Origin of the sequence: Candidatus Accumulibacter cognatus, assembly GCF_000584975.1 — a bacterium.
GTDB classification, from domain to species: domain Bacteria; phylum Pseudomonadota; class Gammaproteobacteria; order Burkholderiales; family Rhodocyclaceae; genus Accumulibacter; species Accumulibacter cognatus.
This window is the reverse complement of the sequence record NZ_JDST02000042.1, coordinates 1-17,752: the sequence shown is the minus strand read 5'-3', so window position 1 is coordinate 17,752 and position 17,752 is coordinate 1. Positions and strand designations below refer to the sequence as shown.

8 protein-coding genes are annotated in these 17,752 nt (G+C 64.2%); all 8 read left to right on the top strand.

The window, feature by feature from the left end:
- Positions 1-278 precede the first annotated feature (278 nt).
- A complete protein-coding gene (locus AW06_RS08690; RefSeq protein ID WP_273704531.1) occupies positions 279-2,402 on the top strand; it encodes an EAL domain-containing protein in 2,124 nt (707 codons plus the stop codon).
- A gap of 172 nt (positions 2,403-2,574) precedes the next feature.
- Entirely contained in the window at positions 2,575-2,982 is a 408-nt protein-coding gene (locus AW06_RS20235; RefSeq protein ID WP_273704530.1) for a bacteriohemerythrin, read from the top strand.
- Positions 2,983-2,996: 14 nt separating this feature from the next.
- The gene (locus AW06_RS20230; RefSeq protein ID WP_273704529.1) at positions 2,997-6,749 is read left to right on the top strand and encodes a PAS domain S-box protein; all 3,753 of its coding nucleotides are present in this window, start codon (positions 2,997-2,999) and stop codon (positions 6,747-6,749) included.
- Complete coding sequence (locus AW06_RS08675; protein ID WP_034948785.1) at positions 6,746-10,690, top strand: response regulator; 3,945 nt, start codon at positions 6,746-6,748, stop codon at positions 10,688-10,690. Before AW06_RS20230 ends, AW06_RS08675 begins: the two co-directional genes overlap by 4 nt.
- Positions 10,681-11,538, top strand: coding sequence for a CheR family methyltransferase (locus tag AW06_RS08670; RefSeq protein WP_034948782.1), 858 nt, complete (start codon positions 10,681-10,683; stop codon positions 11,536-11,538). The genes AW06_RS08675 and AW06_RS08670 overlap by 10 nt, the downstream gene beginning before the upstream one ends.
- The gene (locus AW06_RS08665) at positions 11,535-13,775 is read left to right on the top strand and encodes a response regulator (RefSeq protein ID WP_034948780.1); all 2,241 of its coding nucleotides are present in this window, start codon (positions 11,535-11,537) and stop codon (positions 13,773-13,775) included. Before AW06_RS08670 ends, AW06_RS08665 begins: the two co-directional genes overlap by 4 nt.
- Positions 13,772-14,848: an ABC transporter substrate-binding protein gene (locus AW06_RS08660; protein WP_034948778.1), complete on the top strand. Its 1,077-nt coding sequence runs from the start codon at positions 13,772-13,774 to the stop codon at positions 14,846-14,848. Before AW06_RS08665 ends, AW06_RS08660 begins: the two co-directional genes overlap by 4 nt.
- Before the next feature lie 3 nt (positions 14,849-14,851).
- Positions 14,852-17,749 carry a hybrid sensor histidine kinase/response regulator gene (locus AW06_RS20225; RefSeq protein WP_273704528.1) on the top strand — a complete coding sequence of 966 codons (2,898 nt, stop codon included), beginning with the start codon at positions 14,852-14,854 and terminating at the stop codon, positions 17,747-17,749.
- Positions 17,750-17,752 lie beyond the last annotated feature (3 nt).

Sequence of the window (17,752 nt, the reverse complement as noted above, 5' to 3'; positions counted from 1 at the left end):
GCAACTGCAGGAGCTGATGACTTTCTTCCGGCTCGCGGAGCAGGGCCGCCACGCCCCGACGGCGCGCCGCGCCGCCCCGGCCGCCCAGCGGGCGGTACCCGCACGCCCCAGGGCAGCGCTCCGCGTCGCCGCCGAGGCAGCGGCCGTCCACGACTTCGAGCGTTTCTGAACCGGCATTGCCGGGCGACAGTGAAGGCGCAAGGACCGACTGATCTCCACAGGAAGAAATCATGCCCTCAGTCCATATTGGCAGCGATCCTGTCAAGGCATCCCACCCAATGATCGACCAGACAGCCCGCCAGACAATCGACGAGCGAGGCCTGCGCAAGCTGTTCGATGCCCTGCCCTCGGGGTTTGCGCTGCATGAGATCCTCCTCGATGGCGAAGGCCAGCCCTGCGATTATCGCTTCATCGACGTCAACCCGGCATTCGAGGCGATTACCGGCCTCTCCAGGAGCAGGCTCGTCGGCCGGCGGGTTCGCGAAGTGCTGCCGCAGCTTGAACCGCAGTGGATAGAGCGCTACGGTGAGGTCGCGCTGACCGGCGACAGTCAGCAGTTCGACGATTTCAGCGCCGAACTCGAACGTTATTACCGGGTCACCGCCTACTGCCCGGAAATCGGGCGGTTCGCCGTGATCGTCGACGACATCACTGCGATCCGGCGCAGCGAGGAATCCTTGCGGCAAGCGGCCAAGGTGTTCGAACTGACGCGCGACGGCGTGGCCATTACCGACGCCAGCGCCCGCATCCTGGCCGTCAATCACGCCTTCACGCAAATCACCGGTTACACCAGCGAGGAAGCCATCGGCCAGAATGCCGGCATCCTCAAGTCCGGACATCATGACGAGGCGTTCTACCGCATGGTCTGGAACGAACTGACGAGCACCGGCTTCTGGCAGGGTGAACTCTGCAACCGCCGCAAGACCGGCGAAACCTACCCGCAATGGCTGACGATCAGCGCGGTGCACAACGAGTATGGGCAGATCGAACGCTACATCGGGGTATTCACCGACATCAGCCGCCTGCGCAACGCCGAGGCACACGCCGAATTCGTTGCCTACCACGACACCCTGACCAAGCTGCCCAACCGCAGCCTGCTGAACATCCGCTTCGAGCACGCTCTCGCAAGGGCGCAGCGTCACCATCACAAGATGGCGCTCCTGATCTTTGACCTTGACCTCTTCAAGAACATCAACGACTCGTTCGGGCACGAGTTCGGCGATGTGCTGCTGGTCGCGGTCACTGAACGCTTCAAGTTGCGGCTACGCGACGAGGACACGCTGGTGCGGGTGCATGGCGACGAATTCGCGGTGCTGATGGAAGAAATCGAGGTCGCAGCCGATGCCGCCGTCGTCGCCAGTGACCTGCTCAAGGCGCTCGAGGCGCCTTTCCGGATCGCCGGCAGCGACGAGATCTACCTCAGCGCCAGTGTCGGCATCAGCATCTCGCCCGACGACGGCAGCGATCCGGCGCTGCTGCTGCGCAACGCCGATACCGCCGTCAATCTGGCCAAGGCGCAGGGAGGCAAGACCTTCTGCTTCTACACCGAAGCGCTGACCAAACGCACCCTCGAACGCATGCACCTGGAATCGCGCCTGCGGCGGGCGATCGACCTCGGCCATCTGCTCCTGCATTACCAGCCGCTGATCGAGGCCCGCAGCGGCGCGGTGATCGGCGCGGAAGCACTGCTGCGCTGGTACGATCCCGAGCAGGGAATGATTGCACCGATCCACTTCATTCCGGTCGCCGAGGACTGTGGACTGATTGCACCGATCGGCGCCTGGGTACTGGCGACGGCGTGCCGGCAGATGCGGGCCTGGCTCGACGCCGGGCGTGCGCTGCGGACCATCGCCGTCAATATTTCGCCGCGACAGTTCTTTTTGCAGGATGTCCCGGAACTGCTTCGCCAGACCCTGGCGGACAGTGGTCTCGACGCCCGCTTTCTCGAACTGGAGATCACCGAGGGCATCCTCATCGAGCATGGCGAGCGGGCCGTCGCCATCCTCAATCGCATTCGTGCGCTCGGTGTGCGCCTGTCGATCGACGATTTCGGTACCGGTTATTCCTCGCTCAGCTACCTCAAGCGCTTCACGATCGACAAGCTGAAGATCGACCGGAGTTTCATCCGTGACGTCATCACCGACACCAGCGATGCCGAGATCGCCGCGACGATCATCGCCATGGCGCATTCGCTGTCCCTCTCGGTGGTTGCCGAAGGCGTCGAGACGGCAGAACAGCTGGCCTTTCTCGAAGAGCACGGCTGCGACTACTACCAGGGATATTTCTTCAGCCGCCCGCTGGCAGCCGAGTGCTTTCCCGAGTCTGTCGAGAATTCGGGCATCGTCAGGGGTCATCCTTCAACAGAGGGTACGCCGATGTTTACCATCCGATCGGCAAACTGAACCGAACTTTTCCAGGATTTTTTCCATCCAAATGCCCGCCAATGTAATTATCATCTTGTTGATCAATGAATTGCACGAAATGGCGGGAAAGATCCGCGAAAACGGCCGCAACAGCCGGTTGCAGACCAAGCGACCAGGCGTTTATCCGCAAACTTATTGGACAGATGACACCATGGCATCACTGGTATGGAGCGCAGCACTGGAAATCGGGCACACCGAGATTGACAACGATCATCGCGCCATGGTCGGCCTGCTCAATCGCCTGCAGGAGGCGAGCGAGCGCTCTGACCGGCTTGCCACCCAGGCCGTGCTGGTTGAACTCGAAACCCTCACCCGGGATCACTTCGCCCGCGAAGAACAACTGATGCTGGATATCCACTACGAATTTTCGGCCCGCCACCAGAAGGAACATGTACACCTGTTCGACGAGGTCCGTGCCCAGATCGAAGAAATGAACGAGGGCATCGTCAGCGCCGCGGCGATTGCCGGGTTCATCAAGCGTTGGCTGATTGATCACGTCGAAACCTCGGATCGCCAACTGGCTACAGCCTTGGCACGCTGGCGTTCGAATCCGCTTTGAATACGCGTCAAAGGATGACCGGGAAATGGTTGCAGTATCGCTTTCTGCTGCAAATCGGCTTACTGCTGATCGTCGCCGGCATGGCGGTGGTTTTCCTTGAGCTGGCCAATGAAGAGGCGATGGTCGAAGAGTTCGTGCTCACGCGCGCACGCGCGCATTTCCGCGACATCGTCCTGACCCGGAGATGGAACGCCGAGCACGGCGGGGTCTATGTGGAAAAACGCGCCGGGATCGAAAGCAATCCGTACCTGCAGGACCCCGACATCACGGCGACCAACGGCAAGACCTACACCCTGCGCAATCCGGCGCTGATGACGCGAGAGATCTCGGAACTGGCGGCGCGCGATGGCGACTACCGTTTTCACATTACCAGCCTGCAACTGAAGAACCCCGACAACGCCGCCGACGACTGGGAACGCGCGGCACTCGCGGGTTTCGCGGCCGGCGAGAAGGAACGTTTCGCGACGCTCCGCAGCGGTGATGGGAGCGAATTCCGCTACATGGCTCCCTTGCTGGTCGAGACCGCTTGCCTGCGCTGCCATCAGGACATGGACTACCGGGTCGGCGATGTGCGTGGCGGCATCAGCATCCGCTTCGACATCACGCCACTGCTGCTCCGCCAGCAGCAACACGCCTGGATCACCAGCATCGCGGTGCTGCTGACCACGGCCGGGCTGTTCCTCCTCGCCAGGGTCTTTGCCTCCCGCATGAGCCAGCGAATGCAGCGCCTGAGCAGGCGGCACGAGGAACTCGTGCAGTCGATCGACGGCATCGTCTGGGAGGCCGATGCCCGGACTCTGCAATTCACCTTCGTCAGTTCCCAGGCCGAACGCCTGCTGGGTTTTCCGGTTGCCGACTGGGCACAGGCCGACTTCTGGGTGGCGCATCTGCACCCGGACGACCGGGCCTGGGCAAGCGCCTACCGCGCGAGTCGCAGCGAGCAAGGGCTGCCCTATGATCTGGAATATCGTTTCGTCGCCGCCGACGGACATACGATCTGGCTACACGACCGGGTTCGGGTCATCGCCGAGGACGGCCAGCCGACGAGGTTGCGCGGGCTGATGTTCGACGTCAGCCGCGAACACGAGCAGCGCGAGCAGACCCGGCAATTGCTCGCCGAACATCAGACGATCCTGGAAAACGCGCTGGTCGGCATCACCTACCTGAAACACCGGCGGGTGGTTTCGTGCAATCGCCGCTTCGAGGAAATCTTTGGCTATGGCGCCGGCGAGCTGTCCGGGCAATCGACCGAGTGCCTGTATGCCTCGCGCGCCATCTTCGAGGCCGTCGGCGAGCGCGCCTACGCCGACTGCGGTGCCGGCAGGAGCCATTGCGAGGAAGTTCTCTTGCAACACAAGGACGGCCAGACTTTCTGGGGCGTGCTGAACGGACGGGCAATCGACCCCGCGCATCCACACGAGGGAAGCATCTGGATCTTCGCCGACATTTCCGAACGCCGGGCCGCCGAGGAAAAAGTCCACAAGTTGCTGCAGGCGGTCGAGCAGAGCCCGGTGTCGATCGTCATCACCAGTCGCGGAGGTCTGATCGAATATGTCAATCCGCGTTTCGTCCAGGCCAGCGGTTATTCGTGGCATGAGGTTATCGGCCAGAACCCGCGCCTGCTGCAATCCGGCCAGACCTCGCTGCAATCCTACCGGGAAATGTGGGACACGCTGCTCGCGGGCGGCGAATGGCGCGGCACGCTCCTCAACCGGCGCAAAAATGGCGAACTGTTCTGGGAAGAAGCCTTGCTCTCGCCGATCGTCGACGAGCACGGAACGATCACCCACTTTCTCGGAGTCAAGCAGGACGTCACCGAACAACGACAGATCAAGCTCCAACTCGAAGAACATCAGGAACACCTCGAAGACCTCGTCAAACGCCGCACGGCCGAACTGACCAGCGCGCTGGAAGCGGCAAAGATCGCCGACCAGGTCAAAGACGCATTCCTCGCCAACGTCAGCCACGAATTGCGGACACCGCTCAACGCCGTCATCGGGCTCTCGGCACTGGCCCTGCAGGGCAGCACCGACGCCCGCCAGCGCCAGTACCTGGAAAAGGTCGGCGATGCTGGCCAGACGCTGCTGTCGATCATCAACGATCTGCTCGATCTGACCCGGATCGCAAGCGGCAAGATGAGGTTTGAAGCGCAGCCGTTCAGCCTCCGTCAGACCGCCGCGCGCGTTTTCTCGGTCATCAGCCATCGCGCCGCCGAAAAGGAGCTGCGGCTCGAAGCGCAGATCGACGAACGGCTTCCCGAAAGGCTGGTCGGCGATTCGCTGCGCATCGAACAGATTCTTCTCAACCTGCTCAACAATTCGATCAAATTCACCGACACCGGCGGCATCATCCTACGCATCATCGTCGAATACCTCGACGCGCAGCGCGCCGGTCTGTTGCTCGAGGTCGAGGATTCGGGAATCGGCATGAGTGAAAGCGAGATCGCCCGTATCTACCGGCCTTTCGTCCAGGCCGACCTGTCGATCACGCGCAAGTACGGTGGCAGCGGCCTGGGCCTGGCGATCTGCAAGCAACTCGTCGAAGGCATGCACGGCTTGATCGAGGTCAGGAGCCGGCCGGGCGAAGGCACATGCTTTGGCGTCCGTCTGACACTTGCCCTGGCAACCGAAAGCGACCTTCCCGACGGCGACAAGGCGCCGGAAGTCCAGGCCCTGCCGACGCATTACCACGACGCGCGCGTTCTGGTGGTCGATGATCAACCCCTCAACCGCGAGATCGTCTTCGATTTGCTGGCCCAAGTCGGCATTGTCCCGCGCTTCGCCGAGAACGGCCTGGAGGCAATCAACATCCTCAGCCAGTGCGGTCCTGAAGCCTTCGATCTGGTCCTGATGGACATCCAGATGCCGGTCATCGACGGCCTCACGGCAACGCGCCGGGTCCGTGCGCTGCCGGGTTTTGCGACGCTGCCGATCGCCGCCATGACGGCACACACGATGGAACACGAAAAGCAGATGTACCTGGACGAAGGGATGAATGACCATCTCGGCAAACCGTTCGCCTTGCCAAGTTTCTTTGCGCTGCTGGCCAGGTGGCTGGCGCATCGCGCCGAGGCCCCGCCGGTACCGACTGCACCCGTGGCCAGTGTCGAGTGCGGTGGTGATGGCGACGGAGAACTGTCAGAGATCGGCGGTCTGGACGCCAGCGCGGCACGGCAGCGCTTTGCCGGCAATGAAGCGCGTTATCGGTACTGGCTGCGCGAATTCGTCGGGGATTCGGCGGACTTCATGGCCAGGCTCGACGCGCTGCTGCGCGATCGGGAGTACGCGGCGGCAAGGCAGATGGTGCACGCTTTCAAGGGCCGCGTCGGGACGCTCGGCATGACCGAGCTGCACGATCTGGCAGCGGCACTCGAGCAGTTTCTACGAGGCAGCAAAGCTGGTGGCGAAACAGACGGCACTCCGGACAGCCATCCGGACAGCAATTATGGCAGCGCAATCCGCCTACAACTGGTACAGTCGATCGAACGCATGCGCGTCAGCTTGCAGGCAGCACTCGGCTCTGGCAGGCCGGTCACGGCGGCGGCGGCAACACGGCCGGAAGGACCGATGCCGCCCGCGATCGCGGCCCTGCTGCCCCTGCTGGAGGCCTCCGACGGCGGTAGCGCCGTGGCCATCGCCGCCTGCCTTGCGGAACTGCCGGATCGCGACTGGCAAGCACCGCTGCAGGCAGCGCTGGCGAAAGCGGAAGGTTTCGATTTTGAAGCGGCGAAGCAGATCCTCGCCGCAATGATTGGGGCGCCGACATGAAACTGGGTTCAAAACTGCTCCTCCAGACGGTGCTGCCGGCAATCGCTGCCGTTTCGCTGTTGCTGGCGATCGTTACCCTGGTCGCCCGCAATGCTCTACAGGACGCCGCCGAACGGGCGCTGGCGGCGGTCGCCGAGGCGCGCCGCGAAGATATTCACAATCACTTCGAACGGATGCGCGATGATATCGTCGGCATGGGCAACGCCCCTGCCGTAATCGCGGCCATGCAGCAGTTTGCCGCCGCCTTCGCCGCCTGCGGCGCCAGCGCCGACAGCCAGCTCCAGCAGTTGTACGACAGTGACGCAGCGCACGCCGCCAGTCTCGCCAACAATCCCTGCCGTCGTGGCTACCAACAGGCGCACCGCGAGCATGATGTGTTCTTCCGCAGGCGCCATGCCGTCTATGGCTGGAAAGACATGCTGCTGGTGGACCGGCAGGGCCATGTCGTCTATTCCCTGCTCAAGGATCACGATTTTGCGACCAACCTGTTCAACGGGCCGTGGAAGGACACCGGCCTGGCGCGCGTGGCGGTGATCGCCCTGCGCCAGGCAGTCAGCGGCGTCCCGGCCTTTACCGATGCCGAACACTACGCGGCCGCGGGCAACCGGCCGGCCATGTTCCTCGCCATCCCCGTCATCGAACCCGAAACCGGTCAGCCGCTGGGAGCGCTGGTGGCGCAGATCGCTTTCGAACCGCTCGACCGGCACATGCACTTCAAGGCCGGACTCGGCCAGAGCGGTGAAGCCTTTGTCGTCGGCAGCGGCGGCTGGATGCTGACCAACACTTTTTTCGACCAGGAATCTTCGGTCCTCAAGCGGCAACTGCAGACCGAGGCCGTCAACCGCGTGCTCGCCGGCAACGACGGCAGCGATCAGCTCTTCGATTATCGCAGCCAGCCCTCGTTCATCGCCTACCGCCAGTTGCAGCCCTTTGCCGGCGCCCTCGGCGACCAGCCACGCTGGGGCGTAATCGCCAAGATCAGCCGTGACGAAGCGCTGTCCAGCCTGTATTCGCTGCAATGGCTGATGCTCGGCAGCGGCCTGCTGATTGCCGGGGCAGCGACCGCCGTCGCGGTCGTCGGCGGCCGGCGACTGCTCCAGCCGGTGCTGGCAATGCAGACGGCACTGGTGCGCCTGGCCAGCGGCGAGAAAACGGCGATTCCCGGTCTCGACCGCCAGGACGAGATAGGCGACATGGCCAAGGCGGCGGAAAGTTTCCGCAAGATGTCCGAGGCGGTTGCGCGCGACCGCTGGATTCACGAAAACGTCGCCACCTTGACCACCGCCGTCAGCCAGGAAGAAACCCTGGCCGATGTGGCCGATACCCTGCTCGGCCATCTGCGGCGGCAGCTTGACGTTCCCGTCGCGACCCTCTTTCTGCGCGACGCCGACGGCCACTACCGGCGTGCCGGCGCCCAGGGACTGGCCCGGCGCAGCCAGTCGCAGGACCGCTTCGCGCCCGGTGAATCGCTGGTCGGCCAGTGCGCCCGCGATGGCCAGGCAGTGATCCTGGCGCCGGTGGGCGGCGGTCTGATGATGATCGCCACCGGACTGGCCGAGTTCCCTCCCGATGAACTCGTGCTTTACCCGATCACGCATCAGAACCAGACGCTGGCGGTCGTCGAGCTGGCGGCGACGCGCCGGCTGTCGCCCGATGAGCACGCTTTTCTGGCGGCCCTGGTGGGCCCGCTCGGACTGCATCTGGCGAACATCGAAGCCGCCGAGCGCAATCTCGCGCTGCTCGATGAAAGTCGCCGGCAGGCCAAGCTCCTGGGCCAGCAGAAGGCGGAACTTGCCGACAGGAACAGCGAAATGCTGGCGCTGAGCGACGAAATGCGTGCCCAGTCCGACGAACTCAAGGCACAGAATGCGACCCTGCGCGGCACTCAGGAGGAACTGCGGGTGCGGCAGGAGGAACTGGCAGAGAAGAACCGCCGTCTGGAAGCGCAGGGCCGGCAACTCGAACTCGGCCGCAGCGAGGCCGAGACGCGGGCGCGCGAACTCGCGCAGGCCAACCGTTACAAATCGCAGTTCCTGGCCAACATGTCGCATGAACTGCGCACCCCGCTGAACAGCATCCTGATCCTGGCCAAGCATCTCGCCGAGAATGCGACCGGCCATCTCGATGACGATGAAGTCGAGTCGGCGAGCGTCATCCATGAGAGCGGCAGCCAGCTCCTGTCACTGATCAATGACATTCTCGACCTGTCGAGAATCGAGGCCGGCAAGGTCGAAATGCTGATCAGGGATTTTCCGGTCTCCGAGATCCTCCTTTACCTGCGCCGCCTGTTCGAGCCGCTCGCCGCCAAGAAGTCGATTGCATTCTCGATCGAAGTCGAAGCCACCGCAGTACCCATGATCCACAGCGACCGCCGCTTGCTGACCCAGATCCTGACCAACCTGTTGTCGAACGCCATCAAGTTCACCGACCGGGGGTCGGTGCGGCTCGTGCTGTGTGCCGAGGACAGGGGACTGCGTTTCGACATCATCGACAGCGGCATCGGCATTGCAGCCGACCAGATCGAACGCATCTTCAATGCCTTCCAGCAGGTCGATGGCAGCAGCGCACGCAAGTACGGCGGTTCCGGCCTGGGTCTGGCGATCAGCCGCCAACTCGTCGCACTGCTGGGCGGCCGCATCGACATCGAGAGCACACCCGGCAGCGGCAGCCGCTTCTCGGTACACCTGCCGGATATCGTCTCTTGCGGCAGCAGTCCTCCCGTACCTGCAGCACCTGCAGCACCTGCAGCACCGGCGGTGGCCGCGCGGCCGGCCACCGCCGACCGCCACACGCTGATCCTGGTCGTCGAAGACGATGGCCACCTGGTGATGCTCGTCACCCGCCTGATCGAAACGCTCGGCTACGCCGTACTGGCGGTGAATAGCGGGGAAAAGGCGCTCGAACTGATCGCCGCCGAGCGCCCGGCCGGCGTGCTGCTCGACCTCGGTCTGCCCGGCATCCCGGGCCTCGAGGTCCTGCGCCGGATGAAGTCCAACCCGGACAGCGCCGACATTCCCGTGTACATCATCTCCGGTGCGGCCGACACCGGCGAGGCAGCGGCACTCGGCGCTGCCGGCTACATCCGCAAGCCGATCACCCGCAACGCAGTGCTGGCCGCACTCCGCGACATGCTCGACCGCTCGCCGGTGCCAGCCGCCCAGTCCGCCCGCCAGCGGCAGGTGCTGCTGATCGAAGACGATCAGGCGAGCAGCCAGGCGGTGCGCGTCCTGTTCAAGGAGACGAACATCGAACTCAGTCAGGTACACAATGGCAGCGACGGTCTGGCGGCAATCGCCGCCACGCGTTACGATGCTGTCATCCTCGACCTGATGCTGCCCGACATGAGCGGCTTCGAATGGCTCGAACAAGCTGCCGCCACGCCACAGCCACCGCCGGTGGTGGTCTACTCGGCACGCGACCTCGACGACGCCGAACTGCTGCGGCTGCATGCGCACGCCGACGCGGTAATCTCCAAGGGACGGCTCAACGGCCAGGCAAGCTCGCGCCTGCGCGAGGAAGTCCTGCTCGCGGTCGCCCGGCAGACGATGGAATCCGACGCCGCACCGGCGGCCGCAAGGGCGCGGCACGAAGCGCTGCTGATCGTCGATGACGACGTTCGCAACCAGTCGGCGCTGTCGAAAGCACTGCGCGCTCGCGGCTTTGCCGTCAGCGTCGCCGGCAGCGGCGCACAGGCGATGGAAATGATGGCCACCGGCCAGTTCGCTGCGGTCCTGACCGACATCATGATGCCCGGCATGGATGGCTACGAACTGATCCGGAGAATGCGCGGCGGCAGCTCCGGCCAGATCCCGATCATCGCCGTCACCGCCAAGGCAATGCCCGGCGACGTCGAGCTCTGCCTCGCCGCCGGCGCCAGCGATTACCTCGCCAAACCGGTCGATATCGACCGCCTTTTGCAGTTGCTCGAAAAATGGCTCTGAAAAGAGAATCCGCGCGCCCAATCGAGGCCATCGAGGCCGACCTGCTGCTCTTGCTGCTGCGCGAGCGCTATGGCTACGATTTTAGCGGTTACGACCGCGCCTCATTGATCCGCCGGCTCAGGCAGTTGGTCGATACCTTCCAGATCGGCAGCCTGGTTGAATTGCTGCCGGCTCTGCTGCACGACGAGCAGGTGGCACAGACCGTGATCAACACATTATCGGTGCCGGTATCCGAATTCTTCCGCGATCCACCGGTGTGGAAGTATCTCCGCGAACAGGTGATGCCGGAACTCGACAGCTTCCCGCGCATCAACATCTGGCAGGTCGGCTGTGGCTATGGCCAGGAAAGCTATTCGCTCGCCATCCTGCTGCACGAATGTGGTCTGTCGTTCAAGGCGCGGCTGATCACCACCGACATCAACGCCGACCTGCTCAGGATCGCGCGCCGCGGCCGCTGGCTGGCGAACCAGTTCGCGCAGTGGCGGGCCAACTATCTGGCGGCTGGCGGCCGCGCCAGCCTCGACGATTATTTCGATGCCCCTGGCCATGACGGCGATGAGACCATGGCCATTCGTGCAGAGATCCTGCAAGCGATTGAATTCGTCGAGCATAACCTGGTCACCGATGATGCCTTCCTGGAAACGCAGTTGCTGATCTGCCGCAACGTCCTGATCTACTTCGGCGCGGCGCTGCAGGCACGGGCCCTCGACCTGTTCGAACGCAGCCTGCAGCGCGGCGGCTTCCTGGTCCTCGGCAGCACCGAATCGATCCTCGACCGGGAGCGTACCTGGGTGCCGCTGCAGCCCGAACTGCGGGTTTTCCGAAAATCCATGGCGGGGTCGAAATGAACGGCGTTCCGAAGATCCTCGTCGTCGATGACCTGGCTGCCAACCGCCTGGCGATCCGCACTGCCCTCAGGGGTATCGAGGCGACGATCGTCGAGGCCAGCAACGGTTTCGACGCGCTGGCGATCACCCTCGAAGAGGAATTCGCACTGATCCTCCTCGACGTGCAGATGCCCGAGATGGACGGCTTCGAGGTCTGCGAACGACTGTCCGCCAATCCGCGGACCGTCGATACGCCGGTGATCTTCATCACCGCCGCCCACAACAGCCCGGAGGATCGCATCCATGGCTACCGGACGGGCGCCACCGATTATCTGACCAAGCCGATCAAGGACCAGTTGCTGCGCGCCAAGACGCAAGTGTTTCTTCGCCTCTACCTGCAAAACCGCGCCCTGCAGGCGGCACTGGAAGCGGCGAAAATCGCCGACCGGGTCAAGAACGCCTTTCTCGCCAACGTCAGCCATGAACTGCGCACACCGCTCAACGCGGTCATCGGACTCTCGGCGCTGGCGCTGAACCACAACGACGCCTCCCGCCAGCGCGAATACCTGGAAAAGATCAGGGACGCCGGCCAGACGCTGCTGGCGATCATCAACGATCTGCTCGATCTGACCAAGATCGCGGCCGGCGAGATGCGCCTGGAAAATACCCCGTTCAGCCTCCGGAAGACCGTCGCGCGAGCCTTGTCGGTGATCGGACACCATGCCCTCGAAAAGGGCTTGAATCTCGAAAGCCGGATCGACGAGCGACTTCCCGAATGGCTGGTCGGCGACCCGCTGCGCATCGAACAGATCCTGCTCAATCTGCTCAACAACTCGCTCAAGTTCACCGAAACCGGCCGGGTCGTGGTGCGCGTCGCCATCGAGGACCTCGACGATCAGCAGGTCGGGCTGCTGATCGAGGTCGAGGATTCGGGAATCGGCATGAGCGAGAGCGAGATCGCCCGCATCTACCAGCCGTTCGTCCAGGCCGACCCGTCGATCACCCGCAAGCACGGCGGCACCGGCCTGGGCCTGGCGATCTGCAAGCAACTCGCCGAGGGCATGCAGGGTTCGATCGAAGTCAGCAGCCAGCCGGGCCAGGGCACTTGCTTCCGCGTCCGCCTGCGCCTGGGTGTGACGACTGCCAGCGAGTGTCCGACCGGCGAAGACCCGGCCGTTGCCGCTGGCCCGCCGGCGCATTATCCGGCAGCGCGGGTGCTGGTAGTCGATGATCAGCCGCTCAATCGCGAGCTGGTCTTCGAACTGCTGGGCAGCGTCGGCATCGTGCCGCGTTTCGCCGAGAACGGCCAGCAGGCGGTGGACATTCTCCGCGAGGCTGGCGCGCAGGCTTTCGACCTGGTGTTGATGGACATCCAGATGCCGGTTCTCGACGGCCTTGCGGCCACCCGTCGAATCCGTGCGCTGCCGGGTTTCGCCACGCTGCCGATCGTCGCCATGACGGCGCACACGATGGTGCACGAGAAAGAAGTGTACCTGGCCGGAGGCATGAACGATCATCTCGGCAAACCGTTTTCACTACCGGCTTTTTTTGCACTGCTGACGCGCTGGCTGGCTGTGCAGGGGGTGACCCCGAGCACGGCGGCGCCACTTGCGACCACCGCAGTCGACGCTGGCGAGAACGAGTGGGCGGCAATCGGCGGCCTCGACAGCGCTACGGCACTGCAACGATTCGCCGGCAACCGCGCCCGTTACCGTCACTGGCTGCGGGAATTCGTCGACGAATCGGCCGGCTTCGCCGCGACCATCGACACCCTGCTGGCCGGTGGTGCGAGCGAGTCGGCGAGACAGGCGATGCATGCCTTCAAGGGTCGCGTCGGTACGCTCGGCATGCGCGAACTGCAAGCTCTGGCCGAGGCGCTCGAGCAGGCACTGCGGGCCGGCGAGGCGAACAGTCCGGCGGGCCATGCGCTGCGCCGGCAACTGGCACAGTCGATCGAGGCGATGAGTGCCGGCATCCAGGCGGCGCTCGCCAAATCCATCCCTCGGCAGGCGACCCGCCTAGCGGCCAGACCGCCACCGGGAGCAAAACCGACCGGACCGGTGCCCGCCTCGGTGGCAACCCTGCTGCGCCTGCTGCAGGACGCGGATGGCGGCAGCGTCACGGCGATCGAAAGCTGTCTTGCGGAACTGCCGAATAGCGACTGGGAACCGCTGCTGCAAGCAGCGCGGGCAGCAGCGCAGAAATTCGACTTCGAGGCCGCGCGGCAACTCCTTGCCGGCCACGAGGAAACCGGATGACGAGGCTGCGCGACTGGAGCGGACTGCTCCTGCTCTGGCTTTTCTGTACCGGTCCCGCCGCGGCCGGCGAGGAGTATTTCGCGCGCTACGCACTGCCCCGGAACGCCGCTTCGGTCGACATCGGCGTACAGCCTCTCGGTTTTCCGGCAGCCATGATCGGTGCGCTGCTGCAGCGTGATCGAATCCTCAAGCGCCGGCTCGAAGAACTCGGCCAGCCGCTGGCCACTTTCGCGTTCCGGCGCGGCAGCGACATGCTTGATCTTCTGGCCGAGGATAGGCTCGAGGCCGGGCTGCTCGGCGACCTGCCGACAATCCTCCTGGCGGCACGAACCGATGTCGCGATTGCCGGCCTCACCAAACGCAGCGCGACGGCGCTGGTCGCGCGCCAGGAGGGCTTGCTGGCCAACCTGCAGGGCAAGCGCCTGGCATATGTGCCGAACTCCAGCGCACATTACACGCTGCTGCAGGCGCTGGCCAGCGTCGGGCTGAGTGAGCAGGATGTGACGCTGGTCCCTCTGGCCATTGACGAAATGCCTGCTGCGTTGGCGCAAGGACGGATTGATGGGTTTGCCGCCTGGGAACCGGCACCGACCATCGCCCTGGCCAGCCTTGCGCAGGCACGCATCGTCTTCCGCGGTCCCAGCTCGGACTATCTGGTGCTCACCAGACGCTTCGTGCAACGGCATCCCGAGGCGGCCAGGCATCTGGTCGCCGCGCTGATCCGCGCACTCGAATGGATGCGCCAGAACCGCAAGAACATTGAATCCGCCGCCCGCTGGGCAATGCACGACGGCAACGCTTTCAGCGGCCAGGCACCCGCGCTGACCCTGGCACAGGCAGTGACGATCGCCCGCCGCGAAATTATCGAGGTACCCGCTGCGCCGGTGATCCCGGCCGCAAGTGGCGATCGCCAACCCCTGCTCGGCGAGTTCCATTTCCTGCAACGGCTTGGCAAGCTGCCTGCGAACACATCCTGGGAGCGCCTGGCCATGGCTTTTGCCTACGACGGACTGCAGCAAGTCACGGCTGCGCCCGCCCGCTATCGCCCGTATGTCTTCGACTACGAGCCCTAGCGCATGCCTCCTGCCGAAGAGAACATCGCCGTGAACCGGACATTGCCAGGCACCGGCATCGTCTTGCGCGTCGCCGGCCTGTTCGGCGCACTGCTGATGCTGGCGATCACCGCCCTGCTCACGGCCTGGCTGTACGGATTGCCGTTCTTCGGCTTGCCGGGAGCCAACCAGACCCACCTGGCCGATGCCAGTCATGGTCTCGAATTGAGTGCCGACAGCCGCAGCACGCAGATCCAGACCGCTCTGCAGGAACGCCGCGGCGATCTGCGCCTGCTCTCGGAAAACCCTGTCCTCATGCAGGCACTGGCCAAGCCACTGACGAAAGCGGCGTCTGCCGCTGCCAGTCGCCACCTCGATTCGGTGATGGGTGCCTACCCGGATGCCTACGAATACCTGGCGCTGGTGTCAACGGGTGACGGGCGCGTGCTGGCTGCCAGCGACGCCACCCTGGTCGGACATCCCTTCGCCAATACCGATCTGCTCGGGCGCCTGTTGACGCCGGGTCTCGTCGAACATATCGAAACCAGCGGTTCGACGGTCGCCGGGGAACCCAGCCTGATCATCGCCCGTCAGGTCCTCGAGCGGGACGCCGCGGGGATCCCCACCGGCAAGTTGCTCGGGGTGCTGGTGGCCAGCTTGTCGATACAGGAACTGCTGGGCAATTTCGATCGAGTTGAACTGCGTTCGCTCGGAAATTCCGGTTCGGTTTCACTCTTCGATCAGCAGCAGCGACTGCTCGCGACCTTCCGTCTGCTGGCCGGGGCGAGCGAGAGTCCACTACCGCCCGCTTCCCAGGGAATGGATGGCAACTTCGTCGAGAACGCAGCCAACGGACGATCGATCCTTGCCACCTATCGCTTTGTGCGCGTTGCCGCCAACGAAGGATGGACTCTGGTGGTTCGCCGCGAGCGCGACGAGATCCTGCACGAACTCGAGCAGCACGCCTGGCGACTGCTGCTCTTCGGCCTGCTGTTCACCGTCAGCGGCCTGATCATCGTCGTTCTGGCGGCACGGCATGTGACGAGTCCGATCCGGGAACTGGCGAATGTCGCACAGCGTCTCGCCGAGGGCGAGCTGAGCGCCCGCATGACGCTGGCGAAGCCGCACCGCGGTGATGAAGTGGCAACCCTGGCGGCGGCCTTCAACACCCTGGCCGAACGTGTCGAGACCTGGCATGCCACCCTTGCCAGCGAAGTGGCCACGCGCACCCGCGAACTGATCGACCATCAGTTGCAGCTCGAGGAACAGGTCGAGAAGCGTACCGCCGACCTGAGCGCGGCGCTGGCCGCTGCGACCCAGGCCGACCGCGCCAAGGACGCTTTCCTGGCCAATGTCAGCCATGAACTGCGCACGCCGCTGAACGCCGTCATCGGTTTGGCCGAACTCGCCCGGCCACTCAGCCGTGATCCCCGGCAACAGGACTACATCGACAAGATCGGCCATGCCGGCAAGTCATTGGCGCATCTGATCAACGATCTGCTCGACCTGACCAAGATCGCCGCTGGCCGACTGGAATTCGAAAATACCCCCTTCAGCCTGCGTGGCATTATCGCGCGCTGCCAGTCGGTGCTCATGCACCAAGTGACAGAGAAAGGGTTGACACTCGTTGAAAGCATCGACCCGGCGGTTCCCGATGCCCTGATCGGCGACCCGCTGAGAATCGAACAGATCCTGCTCAACCTGCTCGGCAACGCCATCAAGTTCACCAGCAACGGCCGCATCGAGCTGCGGATCAGCGTGCTGAACACGGAATCGACGCGCGTGCGCCTGGCCATCGATGTCGAGGATACCGGTCTGGGCCTCAGCGAACCGGAAATCACGCAGTTGTTCCAGCCTTTTGCGCAGGCCGATGCCAGCATGACGCGCAAGTTCGGCGGCAGCGGCCTGGGACTTGCCATCTGCAAGCGCCTTGCCGAGAAGATGAATGGCGACATCTGCGCCCGCAGCCAGCCCGGTTCCGGCAGCACCTTTCGCGTCACGCTCTGGCTGGCACTGGGGGACCCGGGGGACCAGGCAAAGCCCGGCACGACCCTCGCCGAATCAGCGCTGCAGGCACTGCCCGAAGCCTATGACGGCGCACGGGTACTGGTCGTCGACGATCATCCGATCAACCGCGAAATCGTCGAAGCCCTGCTCAGCACTGTCGGCATCTCGCCGGTGATGGCCAACAACGGCCAGGAAGCGGTCGATCATCTCCGGATGAGCGGCGCGAACGCTTTCGATCTGGTGCTGATGGACATCCAGATGCCGGTCATGGACGGCTATAGCGCGACCCGCGAACTGCGTAGCCACTCCGGTTTCGAGACGCTGCCGATCATCGCCATGACCGCGCACATCATGGAACACGAAATCAGTCTCCAGCGCGCTGCCGGCATGAACGACAGCATCGGCAAACCGTTCGACCAGCCGACCTTCTACCGCATGCTGGCGAAATGGATTCCCGTCCACAAGCAGCGACAAGCCGCCACCGCGATGGACACTTTACCGCCTGCGACCAGCGATCAGGACATGCCCGCCTGGCCCGTTCCCGGCATCATCGACAACGCCGCCGGTCTGGCCCGCTTCGCCGGCAATGCCGCACGCTACCAGCACTGGCTGCGCGAATTTGCCGATCAAGGTAGATCCGAGGTCGGCAGGATCGAACAGGCGATGGCATCCGGCCAGCGGGAACAGGCCCGCCAGCTCGCCCATGCCCTCGTCGGACGCGCCGGCATGCTCGGGATCACCCGTGCACAGACTTCTGCCCGCCAGGTCGAGGCGGCGGCGAGTCGCGACGAAACCGCCGACGCGGCGATCATCGGCCTGGCGGCGGCCGTCGACGAAGCAAGCGAACAGATCAGGCGGGCATTCGGAAGCGGCGCTGCCGATACGCCGCCGCCGGCACTCGCTATACTGAAATAGGTA

Coding starts and splice junctions, on each gene's coding strand:
- AW06_RS08690 (WP_273704531.1), top strand. CDS start 279: ATGATCGACCAGACAGCCCGCCAGACAATCGACGAGCGAGGCCTGCGC.
- AW06_RS20225 (WP_273704528.1), top strand. CDS start 14,852: ATGCCTCCTGCCGAAGAGAACATCGCCGTGAACCGGACATTGCCAGGC.
- AW06_RS08665 (WP_034948780.1), top strand. CDS start 11,535: ATGAACGGCGTTCCGAAGATCCTCGTCGTCGATGACCTGGCTGCCAAC.
- AW06_RS08675 (WP_034948785.1), top strand. CDS start 6,746: ATGAAACTGGGTTCAAAACTGCTCCTCCAGACGGTGCTGCCGGCAATC.
- AW06_RS08660 (WP_034948778.1), top strand. CDS start 13,772: ATGACGAGGCTGCGCGACTGGAGCGGACTGCTCCTGCTCTGGCTTTTC.
- AW06_RS20230 (WP_273704529.1), top strand. CDS start 2,997: ATGACCGGGAAATGGTTGCAGTATCGCTTTCTGCTGCAAATCGGCTTA.
- AW06_RS08670 (WP_034948782.1), top strand. CDS start 10,681: ATGGCTCTGAAAAGAGAATCCGCGCGCCCAATCGAGGCCATCGAGGCC.
- AW06_RS20235 (WP_273704530.1), top strand. CDS start 2,575: ATGGCATCACTGGTATGGAGCGCAGCACTGGAAATCGGGCACACCGAG.